The sequence below is a fragment of the Paenibacillus sp. S29 genome, from assembly GCF_049319765.1.
Taxonomy (GTDB): Bacteria; Bacillota; Bacilli; order Paenibacillales; family Paenibacillaceae; genus Paenibacillus; species Paenibacillus polymyxa_B.
The window spans coordinates 515,461-539,115 of the sequence record NZ_JBMOUI010000001.1; the positions used below are offsets into that span (position 1 = coordinate 515,461).

General features: G+C 47.4%; 24 protein-coding genes and 1 riboswitch. Of the genes, 19 read left to right on the forward strand and 5 right to left on the reverse strand.

Features of this window, described 5'->3' with window-relative positions; genetic code table 11:
- Nucleotides 1-26: 26 nt before the first annotated feature.
- The 3 genes from ACL9RM_RS02405 to ACL9RM_RS02415 are packed head-to-tail and all read right to left on the reverse strand — an operon-like array spanning nucleotide 27 to nucleotide 1,320.
- Nucleotides 27-341 (reverse strand): DMT family transporter, encoded by a 315-nt coding sequence (locus tag ACL9RM_RS02405; RefSeq protein ID WP_013312355.1) that lies wholly within the window; start codon nucleotides 339-341, stop codon nucleotides 27-29.
- On the reverse strand, nucleotides 341-682 hold the full coding sequence (locus tag ACL9RM_RS02410) for a DMT family transporter (protein WP_039271586.1): 342 nt from the start codon (nucleotides 680-682) through the stop codon (nucleotides 341-343). Before ACL9RM_RS02410 ends, ACL9RM_RS02405 begins: the two co-directional genes overlap by 1 nt.
- Nucleotides 683-726: 44 nt before the next feature.
- Nucleotides 727-1,320, reverse strand: coding sequence for a TetR/AcrR family transcriptional regulator (locus ACL9RM_RS02415; RefSeq protein ID WP_322155121.1), 594 nt, complete (start codon nucleotides 1,318-1,320; stop codon nucleotides 727-729).
- A gap of 205 nt (nucleotides 1,321-1,525) precedes the next feature.
- Between ACL9RM_RS02415 and cls the strand changes: the two genes are divergently transcribed.
- A complete protein-coding gene (gene cls / locus ACL9RM_RS02420) occupies nucleotides 1,526-3,037 on the forward strand; it encodes a cardiolipin synthase (protein WP_039271582.1) in 1,512 nt (503 codons plus the stop codon).
- A gap of 33 nt (nucleotides 3,038-3,070) precedes the next feature.
- Here cls and ACL9RM_RS02425 read toward each other — a convergent pair whose 3' ends face one another.
- Nucleotides 3,071-4,567 (reverse strand): phospholipase D family protein, encoded by a 1,497-nt coding sequence (locus tag ACL9RM_RS02425; RefSeq protein ID WP_250266830.1) that lies wholly within the window; start codon nucleotides 4,565-4,567, stop codon nucleotides 3,071-3,073.
- A gap of 235 nt (nucleotides 4,568-4,802) precedes the next feature.
- Between ACL9RM_RS02425 and ACL9RM_RS02430 the strand changes: the two genes are divergently transcribed.
- From ACL9RM_RS02430 to prmC, 8 genes are all read left to right on the forward strand, one after another.
- Nucleotides 4,803-5,228: a DMT family transporter gene (locus tag ACL9RM_RS02430; RefSeq protein ID WP_250266829.1), complete on the forward strand. Its 426-nt coding sequence runs from the start codon at nucleotides 4,803-4,805 to the stop codon at nucleotides 5,226-5,228.
- A 58-nt stretch (nucleotides 5,229-5,286) separates the two neighbouring features.
- A complete protein-coding gene (locus tag ACL9RM_RS02435) occupies nucleotides 5,287-5,991 on the forward strand; it encodes a Crp/Fnr family transcriptional regulator (RefSeq protein ID WP_165177763.1) in 705 nt (234 codons plus the stop codon).
- A 56-nt stretch (nucleotides 5,992-6,047) separates the two neighbouring features.
- Nucleotides 6,048-6,539: a DMT family transporter gene (locus ACL9RM_RS02440; RefSeq protein WP_039271577.1), complete on the forward strand. Its 492-nt coding sequence runs from the start codon at nucleotides 6,048-6,050 to the stop codon at nucleotides 6,537-6,539.
- A gap of 351 nt (nucleotides 6,540-6,890) precedes the next feature.
- A complete protein-coding gene (gene fni, locus ACL9RM_RS02445; RefSeq protein WP_069290552.1) occupies nucleotides 6,891-7,991 on the forward strand; it encodes a type 2 isopentenyl-diphosphate Delta-isomerase in 1,101 nt (366 codons plus the stop codon).
- Nucleotides 7,988-8,479 (forward strand): GNAT family N-acetyltransferase, encoded by a 492-nt coding sequence (locus tag ACL9RM_RS02450; protein WP_069290551.1) that lies wholly within the window; start codon nucleotides 7,988-7,990, stop codon nucleotides 8,477-8,479. Before fni ends, ACL9RM_RS02450 begins: the two co-directional genes overlap by 4 nt.
- 133 nt (nucleotides 8,480-8,612) lie before the next feature.
- Nucleotides 8,613-9,713 carry a redox-regulated ATPase YchF gene (gene ychF / locus ACL9RM_RS02455; protein ID WP_039271572.1) on the forward strand — a complete coding sequence of 367 codons (1,101 nt, stop codon included), beginning with the start codon at nucleotides 8,613-8,615 and terminating at the stop codon, nucleotides 9,711-9,713.
- 273 nt (nucleotides 9,714-9,986) lie between these two features.
- A complete protein-coding gene (gene prfA / locus ACL9RM_RS02460) occupies nucleotides 9,987-11,054 on the forward strand; it encodes a peptide chain release factor 1 (RefSeq protein ID WP_013312344.1) in 1,068 nt (355 codons plus the stop codon).
- A 3-nt stretch (nucleotides 11,055-11,057) separates the two neighbouring features.
- On the forward strand, nucleotides 11,058-11,960 hold the full coding sequence (prmC, locus tag ACL9RM_RS02465) for a peptide chain release factor N(5)-glutamine methyltransferase (RefSeq protein WP_250266828.1): 903 nt from the start codon (nucleotides 11,058-11,060) through the stop codon (nucleotides 11,958-11,960).
- 94 nt (nucleotides 11,961-12,054) lie between these two features.
- Here the strand turns inward: prmC and ACL9RM_RS02470 are convergent, their stop codons facing one another.
- Nucleotides 12,055-12,798: a hypothetical protein gene (locus ACL9RM_RS02470; RefSeq protein WP_250266827.1), complete on the reverse strand. Its 744-nt coding sequence runs from the start codon at nucleotides 12,796-12,798 to the stop codon at nucleotides 12,055-12,057.
- 250 nt (nucleotides 12,799-13,048) lie between these two features.
- Between ACL9RM_RS02470 and ACL9RM_RS02475 the strand changes: the two genes are divergently transcribed.
- The 10 genes from ACL9RM_RS02475 (at nucleotide 13,049) to ACL9RM_RS02520 (ending at nucleotide 23,509) form a co-directional block, all read left to right on the forward strand.
- Nucleotides 13,049-14,257, forward strand: a complete 1,209-nt coding sequence (locus tag ACL9RM_RS02475; RefSeq protein ID WP_250266826.1) for an FtsW/RodA/SpoVE family cell cycle protein — start codon at nucleotides 13,049-13,051, stop codon at nucleotides 14,255-14,257.
- Nucleotides 14,258-14,510: 253 nt separating this feature from the next.
- Nucleotides 14,511-15,203, forward strand: coding sequence for a stage II sporulation protein R (spoIIR, locus tag ACL9RM_RS02480; protein WP_134902589.1), 693 nt, complete (start codon nucleotides 14,511-14,513; stop codon nucleotides 15,201-15,203).
- 155 nt (nucleotides 15,204-15,358) lie between these two features.
- On the forward strand, nucleotides 15,359-16,606 hold the full coding sequence (locus ACL9RM_RS02485) for an L-threonylcarbamoyladenylate synthase (RefSeq protein ID WP_250266825.1): 1,248 nt from the start codon (nucleotides 15,359-15,361) through the stop codon (nucleotides 16,604-16,606).
- Nucleotides 16,607-16,748: 142 nt separating this feature from the next.
- Nucleotides 16,749-17,309, forward strand: coding sequence for a manganese efflux pump MntP family protein (locus ACL9RM_RS02490; RefSeq protein ID WP_023990719.1), 561 nt, complete (start codon nucleotides 16,749-16,751; stop codon nucleotides 17,307-17,309).
- 104 nt (nucleotides 17,310-17,413) lie between these two features.
- Nucleotides 17,414-17,998 carry a low molecular weight protein arginine phosphatase gene (locus tag ACL9RM_RS02495; RefSeq protein ID WP_029518516.1) on the forward strand — a complete coding sequence of 195 codons (585 nt, stop codon included), beginning with the start codon at nucleotides 17,414-17,416 and terminating at the stop codon, nucleotides 17,996-17,998.
- Between the two features lie 78 nt (nucleotides 17,999-18,076).
- Nucleotides 18,077-18,158: riboswitch (ZMP/ZTP riboswitch) on the forward strand.
- Nucleotides 18,159-18,377: 219 nt separating this feature from the next.
- A complete protein-coding gene (locus tag ACL9RM_RS02500; protein ID WP_250268973.1) occupies nucleotides 18,378-18,965 on the forward strand; it encodes a TIGR01440 family protein in 588 nt (195 codons plus the stop codon).
- A 120-nt stretch (nucleotides 18,966-19,085) separates the two neighbouring features.
- Entirely contained in the window at nucleotides 19,086-20,336 is a 1,251-nt protein-coding gene (glyA, locus tag ACL9RM_RS02505; protein ID WP_013312336.1) for a serine hydroxymethyltransferase, read from the forward strand.
- Between the two features lie 147 nt (nucleotides 20,337-20,483).
- Nucleotides 20,484-21,392 (forward strand): carbohydrate ABC transporter permease, encoded by a 909-nt coding sequence (locus ACL9RM_RS02510; protein WP_414126180.1) that lies wholly within the window; start codon nucleotides 20,484-20,486, stop codon nucleotides 21,390-21,392.
- Nucleotides 21,392-22,228, forward strand: a complete 837-nt coding sequence (locus ACL9RM_RS02515; protein WP_061832038.1) for a carbohydrate ABC transporter permease — start codon at nucleotides 21,392-21,394, stop codon at nucleotides 22,226-22,228. The genes ACL9RM_RS02510 and ACL9RM_RS02515 overlap by 1 nt, the downstream gene beginning before the upstream one ends.
- Nucleotides 22,229-22,243: 15 nt before the next feature.
- The gene (locus ACL9RM_RS02520; protein ID WP_250266824.1) at nucleotides 22,244-23,509 is read left to right on the forward strand and encodes an ABC transporter substrate-binding protein; all 1,266 of its coding nucleotides are present in this window, start codon (nucleotides 22,244-22,246) and stop codon (nucleotides 23,507-23,509) included.
- Nucleotides 23,510-23,655: the final 146 nt, after the last annotated feature.

Sequence of the window (23,655 nt, forward strand, 5' to 3'; positions counted from 1 at the left end):
GCAATATTTGATGCCATTCGCTCATGCTAAGATATCAGCTTTAATCCCAACGCTGCGGCAAGAATCATGGCGATGAATAAAACGCGCAGTACGCTTTTTTGTTCACCGTACAAGAACATGCCTGTAATCGTGCTGCCAACCGTTCCGATGCCTGTCCATACGGCATAGGAGGTGCCCATAGGCAAACTTTTCATGGCATAGCTGAGTAGAGAGAAGCTAAGAACAAAGGATAGGACCATAAGCACTAAGGACTTCCAGCCTTTGCCCACCGTAACTCCCTTCATACCGATGACTCCTAACACTTCCGAGCACCCCGCGATAACCAATGCAATCCAAGCCATTATGCGCCACTCCCTTCCTGAACATCACGGTCGGTAACTAACTTCAGGCCGACCACACCTGCCAGCAAAAGGGCGATTAATAGCGTTTTGGACCATTGAAACGGTTCTCCGAATAGCAGCATTTCGCCTACGACTGTTCCCCCCGTCCCTAGTCCGGTGAATACAGCATACACTGTGCCTACAGGCAGTCGGTTCGCAGCCTTCATGATTAAATAAAAGCTGGCCACCACAGCCAGCACCGTTACAATCCAGGCGAGTATAGAGTCCGCATGCTTCAAACCCGATACCCATACCACCTCAATCAGGCCTCCAACAAAAACGTAAATCCAACTGCGATTCATGATGAATGTTCTCCTTAAAAATAAATTTTATAAGTTCGACGGCTTCATGCTTCATGAGGTGAGGTTAACGTAATCCCACGCCAAAAAATAGGCCATGCAGCGTTCAGCCTTCGGTGGTAGTTGATGCTTCCACTGTATAGGAGCTCCACCATGACCCCGTCCACCAGGGTCATGTAAGCCAAAGCCACATCCACTGGCTCCATATGCCCAAAGGGTTCCCGATCCCGTGTATTCCGGAGGCGGCGAGTTAATTTTCGCTCCATTTTATCCAGAAAAGGATTAACAATATCCAGCACCTCGTGATACAACGATACAGGCGGAAAGAAGGAAAAGCGAAGCATAAACTTGGCTGAGTCGTTGCTCTCATATTCCTGTCCCATCCAAAACAAGAAGTCATGCAGGGTATGCTTAAGCGGCTGATCTTTACGTTCCGTAAAGTATTCGAAAATACGTAAATTCTGCTCTTGAAAAGCGTACCTAGCCACCTGTAGAAACAGATCCTCCTTGCCTTGGAAATGCGCGTATATAGACGGTTTTCGGATACCGACTTCAGCGGCAATACTGCTCAAGGAGGCTCCCTCATACCCATTGGTGGCAAATTGAAAAAGAGCGGCCTTTCGAATCTCTTCCATCCCCATTATTGTCACCTACCTAACGTTCGTTAGTTTATTCTTGCACGAAAAAAAGTAAGTGTCAACCCAGCATCATTGCGTTTTTGTATAAAGCTTTTCTTTGGATTTTTTTATCAACATTTTAATAAAAAAGTGGGAAGAAATAAGGGGCTCATGTACAATATAATGAAGAATACTTGTCAAATGCAGTCCACTGGAAGTGAGGTTAGTTATGAGGCGAAGCTTACTGGCCGTATTGATCGCGGCTATGGTGTTTATTATTTATTATTTTGGCTTGTTTAATTACATCGGCAAAAATGAAGGAACTGTCATCAGTATTTTTTCCACCCTGACAGTGATCTCCATCAGTCTGATTATTTTTACGGAGAATCGTAATCCCTCCACTACGATGTCCTGGATTTTGCTGCTGGCATTGCTGCCAGTCGTTGGACTTCCTCTTTATTTTCTGTTTGGGCAAAATGTATTCAAGCGTCGCAAATATGATAAAAAGGCATTGCGTGACCAACAGGCTTACGACCGCATAGAAAAGGATGCTTTGCGAGTCAAACGAGATCTGACCTGCTTTACAGGTGAGCAGCAGCAGTTAATGCGTTTGGCACGCAGACTGGCCCGCTCCCCGATTTATTTTGCGACAGAAACTCAAATTCTGAACAATGGAGATGAAACCTTCTCCACTTTGCTGGAAGAACTGCGCAAGGCGCAGCATCATATCCATATGGAATATTACATTTTCCGGTCGGATGATATCGGTACCAGCATTCAGAAAATTTTGATCGAAAAGGCTAAAGCGGGTGTTAAGGTTCGGTTTATGTACGATGCGGTGGGCAGTATTCAGTTGTCGAAGTCATTTTTGAAGGAAATGAGAGATGCAGGAGTAGAGGTTGTTGCGTACGGCGGCGCTCGGATCTTGTTCTTCTCCAGCCGGGTAAACTATCGTAATCACCGTAAAATTGTAGTCATTGACGGTAATATCGGATTAATCGGCGGCCTAAATGTGGGAGACGAGTACCTCAGTCGCAACAAAGCCTACGGCTTTTGGCGTGATACGCATATGATTGTGAAGGGCGAAGCTGTGCGGACGTTGCAGCTTATATTTTTACAAGATTGGCTTCACATGACGGGTGAGTCGGTGCTCGATAGCGAATATCTGTCTCCCAATATTGAACCAATTACGGACGGAGGCGTGCAGATTATTGCCAGTGGCCCGGATAATGAGCGGAGAGTGCTCAAAAATCTCTTTTTCTCCATGATCACGTCCGCCCGAAAATCAGTCTGGATTGCCACGCCTTATTTTATCCCGGATGAAGATATCCTGACTGCCTTACGGATGGCTGCCTTGTCCGGGTTGGACGTGCGTATTCTGTTTCCCGCAAAACCGGATAAATGGCTACCGTTTCTCGCGTCTCATTCGTACTTCCAGTCGTTACTGGAGGTTGGAGTCAAGGTATATGAATATGAGAAGGGGTTCCTCCACTCCAAGCTCCTCATCATTGACGGGGAAGTTGCGACGATCGGGACAGCCAATATGGATATGCGTAGCTTTCATTTGAATTTTGAAGTTAACGCCCTGTTAATTCAAACGCACAGTGTGCAGCAGATGGTAACAGACTACGAACGAGATTTGCACTCTGCCAGTCTGATCGTACGCGAAGAATTCATGAAAAAACGTCTGTTCAAACGTTTGATGGAATCGCTCGCGCGGCTGCTTTCACCGCTGCTGTAAGCATAAACGAATTCGCTACAGCATATCCCGTAGTTAAAATGTAGTAAAGCCTAAAATATCCTGTAGACGGTATATAATATCTTTCCAAAATGTTGAATGATCCTCGTAAGCTGCTAGATCCAAACTGTATTCAGCCCCCTGATTATTCCATAGCTTATCAAAATAGGCCGCAACCTGTCGGGTCAGCTTGCTGTCTGCCGGAGCGGCCACCCACAACTCATTTTCCAGATTCAAATCATCCAGATTACGGGGGGTCAGATTGGTAGAGCCACCCCAAATGATATGCTCTCCTTGCGCCTTGGCGATATAAATCAGTTTGGTATGGAATTGCTCATGGGTGGTATGATACCAGCGAATTTGAATGTTCCCGCCCGATTTATCGGACAACTCCTGGGCAACCGGACGATTGGGGATGCCGATTTTTTCCTGACCAAACGCGTTTTGATTGGGGTCCAGCAGCAGTTGGATGTTTACACCGCGGGCAGAGGCATCCAGCAGGCTGTTCAATACTTTGCGGTCAGCCAAATAAAACATGCCCATATGAATGCTGTCACCTTTCTTCGTCTGCGCAATGCCATCCAGAACTGAGGTGTACACCTTGCCCTCAGTTAGATACTTGATCCGATAGCTGTCCTTACTCGATGGAACTTTGGGTTCGGCCTGTGGTGTATAGGCAGGAAGCTGTCCACCGCCCGAAAAGTCCAACACCGCCTGCTCTGTTTGTAAAATGTCTCCGATGATAGGCCCCTTCACCTCCAGCGCTACATTGGAGTGATAGGCGCTCGCGTCGTGCACGTTGCCTGTAGAAATGAGCGCTGTCTGTTCGTTGGCAACCAATTTTCGGTGATTGGCCTTGACGTTCAACAGCTTAAGATAGGAGCGAGCCGTAACATCAGGTCCGTCACTGGCCATCAGGTTGGGAATCCAACCTGTGCCCTGCTGCCCGAACCATTGGAAAAAGGTACGCCACACTGCCGAATAGATGGGGGTGGAGTCCCGCAAAGGGTCTACATCGGTCTGCACGACTTGAATCCCTGCTCGCTTCATATTCTCCAACAAAGGATTGGGGGCAGAATTATAGTTGGTATTGACTTCATCTGTAATGAAAAAGATAGGCATATCCGGATGAGCTTTCTTTTTGGCAATAAGATGATCGGTCATTTGTGCGCTGACTTGGGGGAAGTGCTGACCTTTATGCTTATAGTCATTGAACAGAAACAGGTCGATGACAATAAATTGCTCAGCTTCATCAATGATCTCGAGCATACGATTCAAAATTTGACCTTCATGCTGTGCAGTGCTTCCATCCCCGGTGGGATAGGTCAAATCTGTCCAGAAGTTTACCTCATGGGTCGAATACTCCTGACTCTCATAAGAGACGAACGGAGGCAAGGGTTTATGGGTCTGATACAGCATGACGGCAATCAGCCAGAGGATAAGTACCAGAATGGCGATTTTAAAAGCCCGACCCTTTTTCTCAGTTCTTCTTTGATATTCCGGCACAGAATGCAGCGGATCACGTGTAGTCATATGACGATCAACTCCTCAATTGAATGCTGCATTCCATTTTATCGTGCCGGAACATGCAGTTTTATGATGGGATACTGTCAAGTTATTAACGCAAGTGTGCAGGATTGACGCGGATAGTAAATAGAATGAAATGGAAGATGTTTTACTATTCGTTGAGGACATATGTCCTTTATAAGAAGTCTGCCCTATAATTTAATATATAGAAAAGTCATTTACATGGGGAGAATAACGATTTATGAGAGGAATCTTGTTTGCTTTTCTGGGAGGAGCGTGTATTACGCTACAGGGGGTAGCAAATACACGGATTAGTCAGGATATCGGTACATGGCAGGCGGCCACTGTTACTCAGCTAATAGGCTTTATTTTGGCAGCATTAGTCTGGATGTTTACAAGGGATGGCAATGTGGCTGAACTGAAACAGGTAAAGACGATGTATCTTTGGGGCGGTGCCTTTGCGGCAATTATTATATTTAGTGAAGTCACGGCAATCCAACATATTGGGGTTACGTTCACGATCTCGGCGTTGTTGATTGCGCAGTTGTGTTTAACCTTCCTGGTGGATATTAAGGGATGGTTCGGTATAGTGAAGCAAAAGATGAAGCTTCCACAATTTATAGGTATTGGTATGATGATTGCGGGTGTAATTATTCTGAAACTTTAAAATAGAAATTTAACTTGTAAAGAAGCTTAGAATGTAGAAATTGAAGGTGAGCTTAGGAATGAGAGAAATTCAGGATCAAGAGCAGCTAAAATATTTTTTGCAGCTGCATGAGTTGGAATCCATACTCTACGAGCCACTACATCCTTATTTGTCGTTGCATCGTTTGGAGCAAGGGGAAAAGCTCTGTTTACAGGGGGACCCCATCGAGCATCTATATATACTGGTGCAGGGCAAGGTCAAGATTTATACCAGCTCTACAGAAGGGAAAACCCTGATCCTTTGCTTCAAAACACCGATCGAGGTTATAGGAGATGTTGAATATATTCGGAGTAGTCACGTCATCAACACAGTAGAGGCAGTGTCTCCGATCTATGTGATCGGTATTCACCACCAATGGATGAACAAATACGGCAGAGACTATGCTCCTTTGCTGCAATTTCTATTGGATATTGTCACGCGAAAGTTTTGCCTGGACTCCGACTTTTCCAGTTTCAATCTCATGTATCCGGTGGAAGTCAGGCTGGCAAGCTACCTGCTATCGGTTTCTTTTGACGAATCGAATACGGCTTTTCATGAGGAATTACGTGCATCCAGTCTGGTAGATGTGGCGAATTTGATCGGAACCAGCTATAGACATCTCAACCGTGTTATTCGCAAAATGATTGAAGATGGATGGGTTGAACGGACAAAAGGCTACATTGTCATTCGGGACAGAAAAGGTTTGAGTGAACTGGCAGGACATAATATTTATGAATCATTGTAATATGGGCTTTTATAAAAGCAGAAGAATATCAAGGATCATCAAGGGAGAGTTAACATATGTTATTAGGAATTGTATTGGCGATTATCGCAGGTGCCTTGGTCAGTCTGCAAACGATATTCAATAATAAGGTGAATGAACGGACAGGATCGTGGGCTACAACAACATTGGTGCTGGGAACAGGGTTCGTGGCTTCCTTACTCGGAAGTCTTATTTTTGAAGGGAAAAATACATTTACTTTACAGCATATGCAGCCGTGGTACTGGTTCAGTGGCATGATTGGTGTCGGTGTTGTGTTCTGTCTGGTGCAAGGAATGAAGCGACTTGGCCCGACCTATGCGATCTCCATTGTATTGACGGCGCAATTAGGTACGGCCCTGTTGTGGGATTCGTTAGGATGGCTGGGATTAGAAAAGATCCCTTTTACCTTTAACAAGTTGATCGGAGTATTGGTCATTATCGGTGGTATTCTGGTATTCAAATTTGGACATGGACGTACGAAGGAACAAGCAGAAAGCATTTCATCTGTACCTGATTCGATGAAGGGATGAAGGAGATTGTAATGGCCTTTATCTTGCTGGGATAGGGATCGTCCTTTCGAGTAGGCATTTTGCAGAAAAGCGGCAGCTCCATTAGGAGCGGCTTTTCTGTAGAGTTTCCGAAATAACTGGTTTATTGCGAATTTTGAACATGACCTATGGGTAAGAAAAAATGTTCACGATCGTGTATATATTTTTCCATCCATGATACAATGAAAGTATCTTAAAATAGCCACTTTAAGGGCTACGATATTGAATATAAGAGACGATAAATAGATCGGTTACCGTGTTCGGGAACGGTCTTATTTGTGCTTCTTGAACTTGATGCAATAACAGAGTGACTTTGGATGAGGTGGGACATAGATGAGTAGTACGGAGAATATAAAGGGAGCACCTGACGGTTTTAACAAATCCGGCTCTTTGCTGCCTGCCGCAAGGACAGGTGAACGGAAGATTGAGCACGTCCGCCTTTGTTTGCAAGAAGATGTAGCCGGACATGGCATCACCAGTGGGTTGGAGCGGTATGCCTTCAAGCACTGCGCTCTGCCGGAGTTGCATTTTGACGAGGTTCGTCTGGATACTACTTTTTTAGGACGAGCTGTACGAACACCGCTGCTTATTAGCTCCATGACAGGCGGCAGCGCCGAGACGGGAGCGATTAATGAGCGACTAGCAGAGACAGCGGAGAGACGCGGCTGGGCGCTGGGCGTCGGTTCGGTACGGGCTGCGGTGGAAAGGGAAGAACTGGCTTCAACCTTTGCGGTTCGCCGTCTGGCACCCAGTATCCCGATCCTTGCCAATCTGGGTGCGGTGCAGCTGAACTACGGATTTGGCGTAGACGATTGTCGCCGTGCAGTGGAAATTGCTGGAGCCGATATGTTGGTGCTGCATTTGAACGGATTGCAGGAGATTTTTCAACCTGAAGGGAATTTGGATTTTAGCGGTTTGCTTCAGCGCATTGAGGAGTTGTGTCGTCAGCTTTCAGTGCCTGTAGGAGTGAAGGAAGTAGGTTGGGGCATAGATGGCGAGACGGCATCGAGACTGTATGATGCGGGTGCAGCCTTTATAGATGTCGCTGGCGCAGGCGGGACAAGCTGGAGCCAAGTGGAGAAATTTCGCAATCCTGATCCTGTGCGTCGCGCGGCGGCGGAGGCATTTGCGGATTGGGGCAACTCGACCGCTGATTGTATCGTGGAAGTCAGAGCCGCTGAGCCACATGGTGCTCTGATCGGCAGCGGTGGACTGAGAGACGGTGTCGATGCAGCGAAGGCGCTTGCTTTGGGAGCTGACATGGCAGGCTTCGGGCGTTCTTTGCTCGGTTCTGCGGTTGCCTCTAGGGAAGCGCTGGAGGCACGTTTGGAGCAGGTGGAACTGGAGCTCCGCACGGTTATGTTTGGTATTGGGGTAGATGGAATAGAAGGACTCAAAGATACGACTCGACTAAGAAAGAAGGTAAACGGATGAGCGGACTTATTACATTGGTTCCGATGAATGCGGAGCAATATGATCGATTTGAACAACGCTCGCTTGCCGACTATGCGGATGAGAAAATCCAAGCAGGTACATGGACGGTAGAAGAAGCACCAGAACGTGCGGCAGAAAGTTTTGCTCGATACCTGCCACAGAGACTAGACACACCTCATGCTCACCTGTATATGTTGATGTTTTCCGATGCCGGGGAGCAGAGTCAGGAGGAAGCTGGCTACATCTGGTTCAATATTACGGATGGGGTGCAAGGAAAAGAAGCTTTCCTACTGGATATTCTTGTATACGATTCATACCAAGGGAGGGGTCTAGGCACGCTGGCGATGGAGGCTTTGGAACAGGAGGCTCGCAGGCTGGGAGCTGTACGCATCGGTTTGCATGTATTTGGGCATAATGAGCGAGCTTTGCATGTATATCGCAAGTCGGGCTATCGGATTACAGATATCCAGATGAGCAAAGAAATCTAAATAGGGATATAGCAATATCCTGAATTTCATAACCGTATGCTTGCCGCGTGTATAGGTTCTCATATATAATGTGGGTTGGTAAACTAACGGATGGCATAACGCATATTTTATATAAACGGGAGTTGTTCTGATTATGGCTTTAAAAGCGGGGATTGTGGGCTTGCCGAACGTGGGCAAATCAACACTTTTTAACGCAATAACGCAGGCGGGTGCGGAATCCGCAAACTATCCATTTTGTACGATTGACCCCAATGTAGGCGTCGTTGAAGTACCAGACGAGCGGCTGGATAAGCTGACCGAACTGGTTGTGCCGAATAAAACGGTGCCAACGGCATTTGAATTTGTTGATATTGCAGGACTTGTGCGCGGCGCGAGCAAGGGCGAGGGTCTGGGTAACAAATTTCTGGCTCATATTCGTGAAGTGGATGCGATTGTACATGTGGTACGTTGCTTTGAAGATGAGAACATTACCCATGTGGACGGCAAAATTGACCCGATCAGCGACATTCAGACCATTAATTTGGAACTGATTCTGGCGGATATCGAAAGTGTAGACAAGCGTATTGAACGTTCCCGCAAAAACATGAAGGGTGGCAACAAGCAGTACACCCAAGAGGTAGAAGTGTTGGAGCGGATCAAGGAATCGCTGTATGCTGATAAACCTGCGCGTAGCTTAGAATTGTCGGATGAAGAACGGTTGATTGTACGCGATCTTCATTTGCTTACGATGAAGCCTGTACTCTACGCAGCTAATGTTAGCGAAGATGGCGTAACGGAAGCGGACAGCAATCCATATGTGCAAAAGGTACGCGATTTTGCCGTGGCGGAAAATGCAGAAGTGGTGCCGATCAGCGCCAAGGTAGAATCTGAAATCGCTGAACTGGAAGGCGAAGACAAGGCGATGTTCCTCGAGGAGCTGGGATTAGCTGAATCTGGATTGAACCGTCTGATTAAAGCAGCTTATCGCTTGCTGGGCCTGTATACGTATTTCACAGCAGGTGTGCAGGAAGTACGCGCTTGGACGATTCACAAAGGAACGAAGGCACCGGGTGCTGCGGGCGTAATTCATACGGATTTTGAACGCGGATTTATTCGTGCTGAGGTTGTATCCTACAACGATTTGGTCGCTGCTGGTTCGATGAACGGGGCCAAGGAACGTGGTCAGCTTCGTCTGGAAGGTAAGGAATATGTAGTGCAGGACGGAGACGTTATGCATTTCCGTTTTAATGTTTAATATATAATTTCCAGAATACAATACCTGATTCGGATATATAAAAGACGATGACTTAATGTATGTGTGTTCTGAAAGGTGCTAGATTACGTGGTCGCTGCCTATATTAGGGCGGCGACTTTTTTTATTGTTTTGCATGTTGTGTGGATTTTTGCAAAATCCTAAATTAGTCAGTATTTCTTGTAGCTAATTCATGAATTAGTTGGTATAATAGAGAGCTGTAGCCAGTGGAATTGAAGCTGGTTTCATATTAATTTAACTGAAGAGGTGAATCGCTTGTTGGACCGATTGCAATCATTGGCGGACCGCTACGATAAACTGAGCGAACTGCTCTGCGATCCGGATGTAGCGAACGATAGCAAAAAACTTAGAGATTATTCCAAAGAACAGTCTGATTTACAGCCTGCTTATGAAGCATATACCGAATATAAAAATGTCGTTGAAGAGCTGGAAGCTGCAAAAACCATGCAGGGTGAAAAGCTGGACGACGAGATGCGTGAAATGGTCAAAATGGAGATTGAAGAACTGAGTGTTCGCAAGCGGGAGCTGGATGAAAAAATCCGTATTTTGCTGCTGCCAAAGGACCCGAATGATGATAAGAACGTTATTATTGAGATTCGTGGTGCAGCAGGTGGTGACGAAGCGGCACTGTTCGCAGCTGACTTGTATCGGATGTATACTCGTTATGCCGATACTCAAGGCTGGCGTGTAGAGCTGATGGACGCGAACATGAATGATCTCGGGGGCTTTAAAGAGGTTATTTTCATGATTAACGGTCGTGGTGCATACAGCAAGATGAAATTCGAAAGCGGCGCACACCGCGTACAGCGGATTCCGACGACGGAATCAGGTGGGCGTATTCATACGTCGACATCTACAGTATCTGTTATGCCTGAGGCCGAAGAAGTGGATATTGAAATTTCCGATAAGGATATTCGCGTGGATACGTTCTGTTCCAGTGGTGCGGGCGGACAGTCCGTTAATACGACCAAGTCGGCGGTGCGTGTAACGCATATGCCAACAGGTATTATGGCAACCTGTCAGGACGGAAAATCCCAGAACTCCAATAAGGAGAAGGCACTGCAAGTTTTGCGTGCCCGTATTTCGGATATGTTGCGTCAGGAAGAGGAAGCCAAATATGCAGGCGAGCGTAAGAGCAAAGTAGGCACCGGAGACCGCAGTGAGCGTATACGTACCTACAATTTCCCGCAAAGCCGTGTAACGGATCATCGTATTGGCCTAACTATGCATAAGTTGGACCAGGTGATGAACGGGGAGATCGAAGAAATCGTATCGGCGCTCACGATTGCAGAGCAGGCTGATTTGATGGAACAAGAGGTTTAAGTTTTGGGGAACGAACGCGATTGTGTGTATCGGATGTCGCCGGAACGGAACATGAGTGTCAGAGAAGCCTTAGTTGAGGCTTCTTCTTTTTTAGGAAGCTGTGGCGTTCTGGAGCCGCAGCATAATGCCCGTTTGCTGCTGGAGCATGTGCTCGGGTTGGAAGGTACGGCGTTTTACGCCGCTCTGGGTGATCCGTTCCCTTCCACCGCCAAGGAGGCGTGGGAACGGACCATAGCCCGCAAAGCTGCGGGTGAACCGGCGCAGTATATTATCGGACGGCAGGAATTCTATGGCCGCCCGTTCATGGTTTCGCCGTCGGTGCTGATCCCACGCCCGGAGACAGAACTGCTCGTCGAGGCGATACTCCAGCACGGTGATCGGCTGTGGCCAAGCGGCGCTCCGCAGGCGCTCGACATCGGCGCGGGCAGCGGTGCGATTGCCGTGACGCTGGCGGCTGAGCGACCGAGCTGGCGCGTGGCGGCAGGGGATATTTCGGCTGCCGCGTTAAAAGTAGCGGCTCATAACGCCGCTGCGAACGGCGCAGTCGTAGAATTCCGTGAGGGCGATCTGCTGGCGCCGTTCGAGGGAACGGCGGTGGACATTCTCGTGTCCAACCCGCCGTACATCCCGGCTGCTGACATCGCTGGCTTACAGCCAGAGGTACGCGACCATGAGCCGCGGATGGCGTTGGATGGTGGTCCTGACGGGCTCGGCCCGTATCGGGCAATGCTGGAGCAGCTCGAACTCCTTCAGGCTCCGCCCCGGCTAATCGGGTTTGAATTGGGGATGGGACAGGCCAGAGACGTGGCTGACCTGCTGGAACAGGCGGGTCATTGGAAGAACATTATAATCGTTCCTGACCTTGCTGGGATCGAACGACATGTCCTAGGTGTAAAAGATGAATAAAGAGGAGTATTAGGAATTGGGAAATACCCTCCAGATTTCCTGAAGAGGAAGGCTGGAGGGTGCTTTTAATTACTGTATTGAAAATGTACAAATGTTAAGGATGGGAAATGTTGGCCGAGAGATTAACCGTCGCGCTATTTCCTACAAAGATCCTAACACAAAAGTTACTTCCAGATGATGCTCCGAATAAATTTATAGAGTAATTACCGTCCTGGTCAACATCTACCGGATCTCCAAAGGTTTTATAGCCCAACCAATCTTTTTGGGCGAGCTGATAAGACACATTGGCTGGATATGAATTACTGGAGTATTGCCAACCTTGTAGCATGATTTTGCTGACGCCACTTGGAATAGAAAAGGTACCGGTGTAGGTAGCGCCATATTGCAATCCATTATACTGGAAACTATCCACAAAGGCGTTGGTGGATATATTTCTTTGTTCATCTGAAGTATTACCTAATATGATCTTCCATGTTCCATCAATATTTTTTACGTGTATTACTTTTCCGGTTTCAGGTTTCCCGGAATTATCCTTTAAATTTACGTATAATGAGTTACTGTTTTCAGTATCAACTGAAGAAATTTCAAGAGAGCTTAAGTCTGTAGTGCTGCTGAATGCTTTATATTCTTTAATTTGTTCCTCAGAGTTAGAGAAGCGCTGATCCACAACCAAAGATGTAGCTTTTGTAAAGTCACCACTTACCATAGATGTGAGGAAGTCTTTAACCACTTGGTTAGCTTCAGATTCTGGGGCTTTTTCAGCAAAGCTTATATTCCCGAAGGAACAGATACCGAGAGTCAATGCAACTAAAATTAAACTCACTTTTCTAAGAAACATGATTAGTCCTCCATATTTAAAATAATTTTTTTCGACAGCAAACCACAATCCTCCTTTTTTTTGTATATTTGTATTATCTCGTAAAAAAAGAAGGCTTTGAATGGGCCTAAGGGACTGATGTTATATATGTACTAATAAATAAAATGTCGGATTTTGGTGAAGAAACGTACATTTTATCGGTAGTTTCATTTGCTATACATTTACTTTAGAATAAGAGGATATAGTCAACTACCTGATTTGGAGGATTCTTATGCTTCGGAAATTGAAAAAGATGGATACGGGTATCATTTTCATCCTCGTGATGTTGATGATCATTAGTGTATTTGCAACGTACAGTGCTGGTATCTATTTTGAAAAAACAGGACAGGGTCATGGTAATGACTACATCAAAATGATTATTTTTTATGTGCTTGGTTTTCTGGTGATTTTGGGTCTGAGTATTTTCGATTATCGATTGTTTATAAGGAATTCCATATATATTTACGGATTCGGGATTTTTTTGCTTTTGTTGACGATCTTTGTAGGTGAGAAAAAGAATAATGCATCCGGTTGGCTGGATATAGGGGGATTAAGTATTCAACCTGCGGAATTATTTAAATTGATCCTAATTCTCTTCATGGCCTATATATTAGTACGCAGGAATAAGCAAAGAGCACAAATGCTCTTCTGGCGTGATGTAGTGCCGATAAGTATGATCACTTTTCTACCATTTGTGCTCGTATTAGCTCAGAACGACTTGGGTAATGCGCTAAGCTATATTATTATTATGTTTGGTATGCTTTGGATTGGAAATATAAAGATGGCTCATGCGTTGATTGGTTTACTGCTCATAGCGGGAATGGCTGGCTCAGGGATATTTTGGTACACGCATTATCATGACCAGGCTAAGCATTTTCTATCTGATACTATTGGAAAACCTCACTTGGTTAACCGCTTTGATCCTTGGCTTGTTCCAGAAGAGGCCACTAGAGATGCTAAATATCAGACAGGAAATGGTAAGTTGGCTATATCCTCGGGTGGAATGCTTGGTAAAGGATTTACGAAAGGTAGCTCAGTTCAATCCGGGCGTGTGCCGTATACGTATGCAGACTCGATCTTTGTTGTAGTGGCAGAAGAGTTTGGCTTTACTGGTTCGTCGCTATTGTTGGTGTTGTACTTTATCCTAATTTACCGGATGATTGTCATTGCCCTAGAGTGCCGGGATCGGTCAGGACCATATATAATTGTGGGAATTGTCTCAATGCTGCTGTATCAGATTTTTGAAAATATTGGTGCTTTCCTCAATATCATGCCGCTGACAGGGATTACGCTGCCGTTCATCAGTTACGGCGGGACTTCCCTGATTATCAACATGGCGAGTGTGGGCGTCATTATGAGCATTAAGATACACGGCCAAGAGCTGGAGGACGATCTGCCGCAGCCTTCCAGAGTAAGCTTGACGAAGGCGAAAAAAGCCTAGTGCAGGTGGATTTTGACTTGAAACTGATTGGTATTTGTGTGGGTTGAAACGGTGCAACGAGAGAGTCCAGATTGTGAAATCTGGGCTTTTTTATATTCCTCGGTGAGGGTCAGAAGCTTGGTGTAGCATGATTTGAGGGTGTATTGAAGATCTGTAAAGTGTTCTTGAATCTTTTACAAGATTCATAGGTTTAGACTCTCCCAAACCGGACAGACTGATAGACATGATAGAGTTTGGGTTTGGGGGGACGAAGATGAGAAGTTGGATCAAGCAAGCTGCAATGATACTATTTTGTATTTCGATATTAATGATGTCTTGGGAAGGTCAAAAGACGGATGCTGCTATGACCACTGGAACAAGAGGAACCTTAGCATCAGGAGTAGCTACAACAGGGCTGAATGTGATTCCACATGACTCCATTCGACTGCGTATTTTGGCCAACTCGGATCGTCCGGAGGATCAGCTGGTTAAACGCGAAATACGGGACGCTATTGTACAGCAGATGAATGCCTGGGTGGGTGAGCTGGAAAACCCGCAAAGCTTAGATCAAGCTAGATCATTGATTGGTGCTCATTTACCTGAAATTGACCGTTTGGTAGGTACGGAACTGGCTCGTCGCGGCATTGCATATGATCATCAGGTGGAACTGGCGAGCGTACCTTTCCCGACGAAAATGTACGGTGGTCTGGTCTACCCAGCAGGGAATTATGAAGCGCTTCGGGTTACGCTGGGGCAAGGAAAAGGGCAAAATTGGTGGTGCGTGCTGTTTCCTCCGCTGTGCTTTATTGATGCAGGCAGCGGGGAAGCAGCGGCACAAACAGTATCGGCAAAAACGGATCACGGAGAAAGTCGGACGAATGCCGCTGACAAGGAGCCGGAAGTACGTTTTTTTCTGTGGGATGCACTTGCGGGACTGTGTAGCTGGGTGAGTGGCTTGTTTGCCTAAACGTTGAGGAGTGTAACTTTCCCCATATGCTATAATGGAGCTTACGATAGATATACACATGGCAGAGCCAAATAAACTGATCTTTCAAAGTAGCCTTATAGGATCAAGCGAAATCACTGGCCTGTATATGACAATAAGATATGGGATGATCTGATATGAGTGATAAATCGAATCAAATGCAAGACTTGCGCGGAGATTTTGTGCAAAAGGAAAAATCGGAGCAAAAGCTGGACGAACAGGAAAATTGCGAGCTGAAGCAGGCATTGAGGTCTTCCCATACCCAATGGTGGGATGTAAGATGTTTGGTTCCTGTGAGCAACATTGACGGGGATGTTTCTGACGAAGTTTGGGCTGAACAGACTCGGATCGCGGCGGAAAAGGGCATACGGGAGGCTGGCGTACTCCTCCAAGCTGGAGAGACGGTAGCCTTTCCTACGGAGACCGTGTACGGCCTGGGGGTCGATGCTCGTAGTACAAAAGCGGTGGAGGCGGTATTCGCTGCCAAAGGACGTCCCTCCGATAACCCGCTCATTGTACATATTTCTAATGCTGATCAATTAGAGGGTATGGTAGCAGAAATAAACGATACAGCCCGAGCGCTGATGAATATGTTCTGGCCGGGACCGCTGACTCTCGTATTGCCGGTAGTGCCGCAGGCACTGTCATCGCGTGTGACAGCCGGGCTGGATACAGTCGGAGTGCGCATGCCGGATCATCCGATAGCCCTTCGTTTGATCGCTGAAGCGGGTTGTCCACTGGCTGCGCCAAGCGCCAACCGGTCGGGAAGACCCAGTCCCACCCTTGCACAGCATGTGCGAGAGGATCTGGAGGGCCGCATCGGTGGCATTTTGGACGGAGGTCCCACGGGGGTGGGGCTGGAGTCCACGGTGGTGCAGGCGGGTGACGACGGAACCGTCACCATCCTGCGCCCCGGCGGCGTGACGGCTGAGCAGCTCGCTGCGGTTGCTCGCGCCGTCGTGCTGGACCCGGCGTTGACTGTTACGCCCGGGGAAGACGCGGACAGCCCGGCCCCGCGCTCGCCAGGCATGAAGTACACGCACTACGCGCCGCGAGGCCGCTTGAGCGTGGTACAAGGCCCGTCGTCCGTTGAGGTGACGGGCTGGATTCGCGCCGCGCTGGCGGAGGCTTCCGCGCGCGGGGAGCGCACGGCAGTGCTCGCGTTCGACGAGCATGCCGCCGGCTACGCCGGAGAGCGCGTCTATACGCTAGGCAAGCTGGACGCGCTCCATGAGGCGGCGCAGCGCCTGTACGGCGTGCTGCGTCGCTGCGACGAGGACGGCGTCACCTACATTTTGGCGGAATCCTGTCCGCCGAAGGGATTGGGAGACGCCGTCATGAACCGCCTGCTTAAAGCGGCAGGTCACCGAATCGTCCGCTTGTAGCTTCTGTCGAATCAGAGCCTCTTATATTAAATTTTCCTCCCTCCTCGTCTCGGTATTGGGTACTTCCAGTACATGCTTGTACTGATTTGCCCCTTGTCCGCATAACGTGTACAAGAACAGACGGATAATGGAGGGATGGAGTATGCTGGCAGCCTCTGCCCATGCCGGGCAGGTTGTAACGATTCTAATCATGGCGGTAGCGCTAGGAATGGATGCGTTATCGCTGGGCGTAGGGATCGGCATGAAGGGGATACGCCTGCGAGACGTGCTGCGCATCAGTACTGTCATTGGCTTTTTTCATATTCTGATGCCATTACTGGGAATGTTCACAGGCCATTATATGAGTTCTTTATTAGGTCATGTGACGGCCTACTTCGCAGGGGGTCTACTCATCCTTTTGGGCGGGCATATGGTGTATAATTCCTTTAAAGGGGACGGCGTACAGGTATTGGATCATCGTTCGCCTTTAGGCCTTTTGCTGTTTGCACTTGGGGTGAGCGTTGACTCATTTTCTGTAGGAGTGTCACTAGGTATGTTCCAGAGTGATCTGGTGCTGTCCGTTCTGGCGTTTGGTTTTTGCGGGGGAGCAATGGCGATGCTGGGCCTGCTGCTGGGTCGCAAGGTCAGCCGTAATCTAGGAGATTATGGGGAAGCAGTGGGGGGTGCCATTTTGTTGGCATTCGGCTTTATGTTTATGTTTTGATTTTAGCGTAGACAGTGTAAAATAAGTGCAGGGTTATCGTAAAGGATTAGGATTATAGTAATCCTCTGTTTATATATTTTTTTAACATACGGGGGGTGAAAACGTTGAAGAATATCTTATTCGTATGCACAGGGAATACCTGTCGCAGTCCAATGGCTGAAGGGATGCTGCGTAAGTTGGCTGCTGAGCATGGGCTAGAACTGGAAGTGCGTTCTGCGGGAGTAGCCGCGATGGAAGGCACGCCGATATCCCGACATGCAGAGGCGGTTCTACGTGATCACGATATATCCGATCAAATCACTTCAACCCCTTTGAGCGACGGGCTTGCCGGGTGGGCGCATCTGATCTTAACCTTGACGCAAGGACATAAACAGCACGTAATTCAGCGCTTTCCCCAAACGGCGGGCAAAGTATTTACGCTTAAGGAATATGTGGAGAACCGGGATGCGGTGTTGAATGATGTACAGGAGTTGGATGGTTTATATGCTTCACAGCAGTTGATGGCTTCACTCGGACAAGAGCTATCGGCGCAGGAACGTGAACGAATGATTGAATTACACCAACGGATTCCGGGCTTTGATATTTCAGATCCGTTTGGCGGTTCGCGAGAAGACTACGATGTCACAGCTGCAGAAATCCGTACGGCGCTGCATAAGCTGCTGGACAAGCTAAAGGCTTCTTCCGAATAAAATTGGTATTACTCATCTGTTTTGTACGGAATCTGTTGATTTTCGGCGGCAAATCCGTTAAGATAAGGTGGAAAAATGAGAATCCGATGTAACTGGCGACAAAAGTGGGATTAACCACGATGGAGCATCGGATATACGGCCGGTCGCCTGGGCAAAAGAGCAATTCCACATAGGTGTGGACTGCTCTTTTTTCATATACAAGTTGAGCCAGATTGTTAGCTGAGAGTTGATTCCTTTAAAGGTTCTTCCATTTTTTCTGCTCGAAATCTGAAACATCGGCTATAATATAGTCAGATTGTGATCAGGAGAGAGTGTGTTGAACTTGGGGCATGAGGCCGTGCCTAGTCTCTGAGAGGCTGTTCAACCAAAGGGGGTTCCAATAGTGGGACAATTGGATCATGAGATTTCGCTAGAAGCACAGACCACTTCTGTTGTGCGGGAAATCGCAGAAGCAGCCAGTCTCAAGGCTGGCCGCCTGCTGGTTATTGGCGTTAGCACAAGTGAAGTGGCTGGAAGTCGGATTGGTACGGCGGGAGCGCTCGATGTGGCTCAGCAACTGTTGTCTGGAGTAGAGTCCGTTCGCAGGGAGTATGGCTTTGATGTGGCGTTTCAATGCTGTGAGCATTTGAACCGAGCGCTGGTCGTTGAACGGGCTGTGCTGGAGCGACTGGGACTGACGGAGGTTGCAGCTGTTCCTGTTCGTACAGCAGGAGGCTCTATGGCCACCGTCGCCTATCGTTCTATGAGTGACGCGTGTTTGGCGGCGAACGTGCAGGCCCATGCCGGGATAGACATCGGCGAAACGCTGATTGGCATGCATCTGCGATCCATTGCTGTTCCATTTCGCCCAAGTCTTCGCTGGATTGGCGAAGCACGTGTGACAGCGGCATTCACCCGTCCTCCACTTATTGGTGGACAACGGGCAGTGTATAGTCTGGAGCAAGAAGTCGGCGGAAACTGCGATTAGCATTTGGCATGGCGGCATGTTTGTACTAATCTTTTTTGCATTGATGATGAGGTACCCAACAGAGGAGCAGGCGTTTGCTTGTATACCCAACAATTGACTATGGAGAGGGAGTAATCAATCATGATGGAACACCTGCGTAAAAGTGACCCGGCAGTGATGGAAGCAATGGGACTTGAACTGAAACGACAACGCCACAATATCGAGCTAATCGCATCCGAGAACATTGTCAGTGAAGCAGTAATGGAAGCCATGGGCTCCGTGCTGACGAATAAATATGCTGAAGGTTATCCGAACAAACGCTACTATGGTGGCTGTGAACATGTAGATATCGTTGAAGACATCGCACGTGACCGCGCAAAAGAATTGTTCGGCGCCGAGCATGCTAACGTGCAGCCTCACTCTGGAGCACAAGCCAACATGGCGGTGTATCTGGCAGCTCTCAAACCTGGAGATACTGTACTGGGTATGAATTTGGCGCATGGTGGCCATTTAACACACGGAAGTCCGGTTAACGCTTCCGGCTTGTTGTATAACTTTGCTGCTTACGGTGTACGCGAAGACAACTTCCGCATCGACTACGATGAAGTGCGCAAGGCAGCCTTTAAGCACCGCCCTCGTCTGATTGTAGCTGGCGCGAGTGCATATCCGCGTACTATTGATTTTGAAGCTTTTGCTTCCATTGCCAATGATGTAGGCGCTCTGTTTATGGTGGATATGGCACATATCGCAGGTCTCGTGGCAGCGGGAATTCACCCAAGTCCAGTTCCGCATGCCCAATTTGTAACAACAACAACACACAAAACGCTGCGTGGTCCGCGCGGGGGTCTGATTCTGACTCGCAAAGCATGGGCGCAAGCGATTGATAAAGCTATTTTCCCTGGTACTCAAGGGGGGCCACTGATGCATGTGATCGCGTCTAAAGCGGTTGCTTTGGGTGAAGCGCTCCAGCCATCGTTCAAAACCTATGCGCAAAACGTAGTTCGCAACGCACAGGTGCTGGCTGAAACACTGTTGGCTGAAGGGATTAACATTGTATCCGGTGGTACGGATAACCATCTGATGCTGTTGGATACGCGCAATTTGAATATCACAGGTAAAGAAGCGGAGCATGTATTGGATTCCGTGGGCATCACAGTCAATAAAAATGCGATTCCTTTTGACCCGACCAGTCCATTCGTAACAAGCGGAATTCGTATTGGTACACCTGCTGCAACATCTCGTGGTATGGATGAAGAGGCTATGGTCAAAATCGGTAAAATCATTGCTGAAACCCTTAAAAACCCGAAAGATGATACTGTATTGTCCAAAGCAAGCCAAGCGGTTGGCGAGTTGACAGATAAGTTCCCGATTTATCCAGGAACTCAATACTAATTCATCGACATTCATAATTTTTATGTTATAGGCTGTTTTCCTTCCGTAAGCCGGAGGAGAACAGTCTTTTTTTGCTTCCGAACGACTCGAAACATACATTTTTGGGTAATAAGCGATTACAGTAAGGGTTTATGCGCGCTATCCTTCATGATCTACGACAAAGGAGTGATTGCATTGAGTCAAAGAAAATCCGCGCAATTTTTGCAGCAACTCGTATTTGTAGGACCGATGGCGTTGTTTTTTGTCTTGATTATGGTCATTCCGTTCCTGCTGGGGCTGTATTATTCTATGACCAACTGGGATGGAGTATCTGAAAATATCCGATGGCTCGGACTGGGGAATTACATTCATATTTTTAGGGATGATCCAGATTTTCGTAATGCATTCTGGTTTACGGTCCGGTTTACCGTATGTGGTGTCGTTCTGACGAACCTGATTGGCTTTTTCCTAGCCTATGCACTTACCAAACCGTTGCGTACCCGTAATGCACTGCGAACTGTATTTTTTATGCCCAATATGATTGGCGGCTTGCTGCTCGGCTTTATCTGGCAATTTATATTTGTACGCGGCTTTTCTGCAGTAGGTGAGGCAACAGGGCTTTCTTTTTTTAAACTGCCGTGGCTGGGTGATGGGCCAACTGCTTTTTGGGGAACTGTCATTGTGTTTGTGTGGCAATATGCAGGTTATCTCATGGTTATTTACATATCCTCGTTAAATAATGTCCCGCATGCCCTTATTGAATCGGCACAAATCGACGGTGCGAGCCGAAGACAGATTCTGCGTCATATTGTAGTGCCACTTATTATGCCAGCGGTGACCGTCTGCTTGTTCCTGGCGATATCCTGGTCCTTTAAAATATTTGAGTTGAATTTGGCTCTCACAAAGGGGGGACCTTTCAAGTCGACAGAGTCTGTAGCGTTGGACATATATAATGAAGCGTTTACAAATAATCGACTTGGATTAGGGACTGCCAAAGCTATGATTTTCTTTGTGGTCGTTGCAATCATAACCAGCATTCAGGTGCGTCTCACGAAGAAAAAGGAGGTTGAAATGTAATGGGAAAAACGTCAAACTATCGTTTGGGCACATGGGCTGCTGAAATAATGCTAATTGTGATCGGGTTAATCTTTCTGGTTCCGTTTTATTTTTTGCTCGTAAACTCCGTTAAATCCTTTGGCGACATTTTGGCCCATTCCGCTTCGTGGCCGACAACCTTCCGTTTTGAAAACTATGCTAACGCCTGGAATAAAATAAACTTTCCCACAGCACTGGGGAATTCACTGATTGTCACGATCGTCAGTAATGCGCTTTTGCTACTAATCAGCTCGATGGCCGCTTACCAGATGGTTCGGCATGACACTCGTTTTAACCGGTTCCTGTTCGGTTTGCTTGTGGCTGCGATGGTAGTTCCCTTTCAATCGATTATGTTGCCGCTTATGGAAGTGTCCAACGTATTGAGCTTGAACAACAGTATACCGGGACTGATCTTATGTTATCTGGGTTTTGGAGCGCCTTTATCCGTTTTTCTTTTTCATGGCTTTATTAAAACGGTACCTATTGAGATCGAGCAGGCGGCAAGGGTGGACGGTTCATCCCGGTACGGGGTGTTCTTTCGCATCGTTTGTCCGCTGCTGCTGCCTATGTTCGTAACCGTGCTTATCTTGAATACCTTATGGATCTGGAATGACTATCTGTTGCCTTCACTCATTTTGAATGATCCTGAGCTGCGTACCATTCCGATTGCAACCTATATGTTGTTTGGTCAGTACACCAAGCAATGGGACTTGGCGCTGCCAGCACTGGTGTTGGGGATCACGCCAATTGTTGTGTTTTTTCTGGTGATGCAAAAATACATCGTTTCTGGCATTGCAGCCGGCGCGGTCAAAGGCTGAAGGGAGAGATAATCGATGAAAAAAACAGCGTTACTTGTCATCTCCTTGATGGTGCTGTTCGCATGTACACTTGCAGGTTGTGGAAATACGAAGGCTCAACAGAGTGAGACGAAAACGATACACATTTATCAATTCAAAGTAGAGATATCGGAACCGTTAAACAAGCTGAAGGCTGAATATGAAAAGACCCACCCTGGCATCAAGCTGGATATCCAATCTGTCGGTGGTGGTACGGACTACGGTGCTTCGTTGAAGGCTAAATTCGCATCAGGCGATCAGCCGGACATTTTTACAAATGAGGGCTACCAGGATCGGGATACGTGGTTGGAGTACTTGGAGGATTTGTCGGATCAGCCATGGGTGAAGGATCTGGACGATTTCGCTCGTAAGCCGATGACGGTTAACGGTAAGATTTATGGACAGCCTATGAACCTAGAAGGATTTGGATTTGTTTATAACAAGGATTTGTTTAAAAAAGCGGGCATAACCAAACTGCCTCAGACAATAGATGAACTGGAGGAAGCAGCCAAGCGACTGAAAGCGGCAGGGATTATACCTTTTGCTAACGGGTATGCGGAATGGTGGGTTCTGGGGAACCATTTTATCAATATCCCGTTTGCCAGACAGCCGAACCCGGAAAGTTATGTTGAGGATTTAAACAAAGGAATGGCTCGCATCCCCGGTAACCCCGTGTTCGATCAGTGGGTGAAGTTGCTTGACCTGACTATAAAATATGGGAACCGCAACCCGCTCACGACGGATTACAATACACAAGTGACACTGTTTTCGACAGGTAAGGCTGCTATGATGCACCAGGGGAACTGGACGCAACCGCAAATGGATGGAATTAATCCTAACTTGAATTTGGGTATTCTGCCTACGCCTATAGACAATGATCCCTCCACAGGAGGTAGACTCGCGGTGGGAGTGGCCTCGAACTGGGTGATCAATAAAAATTCGCCTGTGAAGCAGGAGGCAAAAGAATTCCTCAATTGGTTGGTCACATCAGAAACAGGCAAGCATTATATCACCAAGGAATTTAAGTTTGTTCCTGCCTTCAAAAGTATCACGTCCAGTGACGAGACGACAGGTGATCTAGGTGCAGAAATATCTCGGCATGTGAGGGAAGGCAAGATATGGAGTTGGAACTTTCAACGCTTCCCGAAAGGGCTAAATCAGGATTTAAGCAGTAGTATGCAAGCCTATATTGCAGGGGTTATCACGAAGGACGAAATGCTTCAGCAATTTCAGGAGGCATGGGACAATTTGAAGTATAGATAAAAGAATACCGCTGCATGAGGAAGCAAAGGCTATAGCATGGGCAGGAAGTTTAAAGCCATCAGGCTTTGACGGTCAAGTGCCGTCAGGGCCTTTTTGATGTGGTTTTATGTGACGAAAGTCACACGTGAAGCGGTCCTATTAAGTAT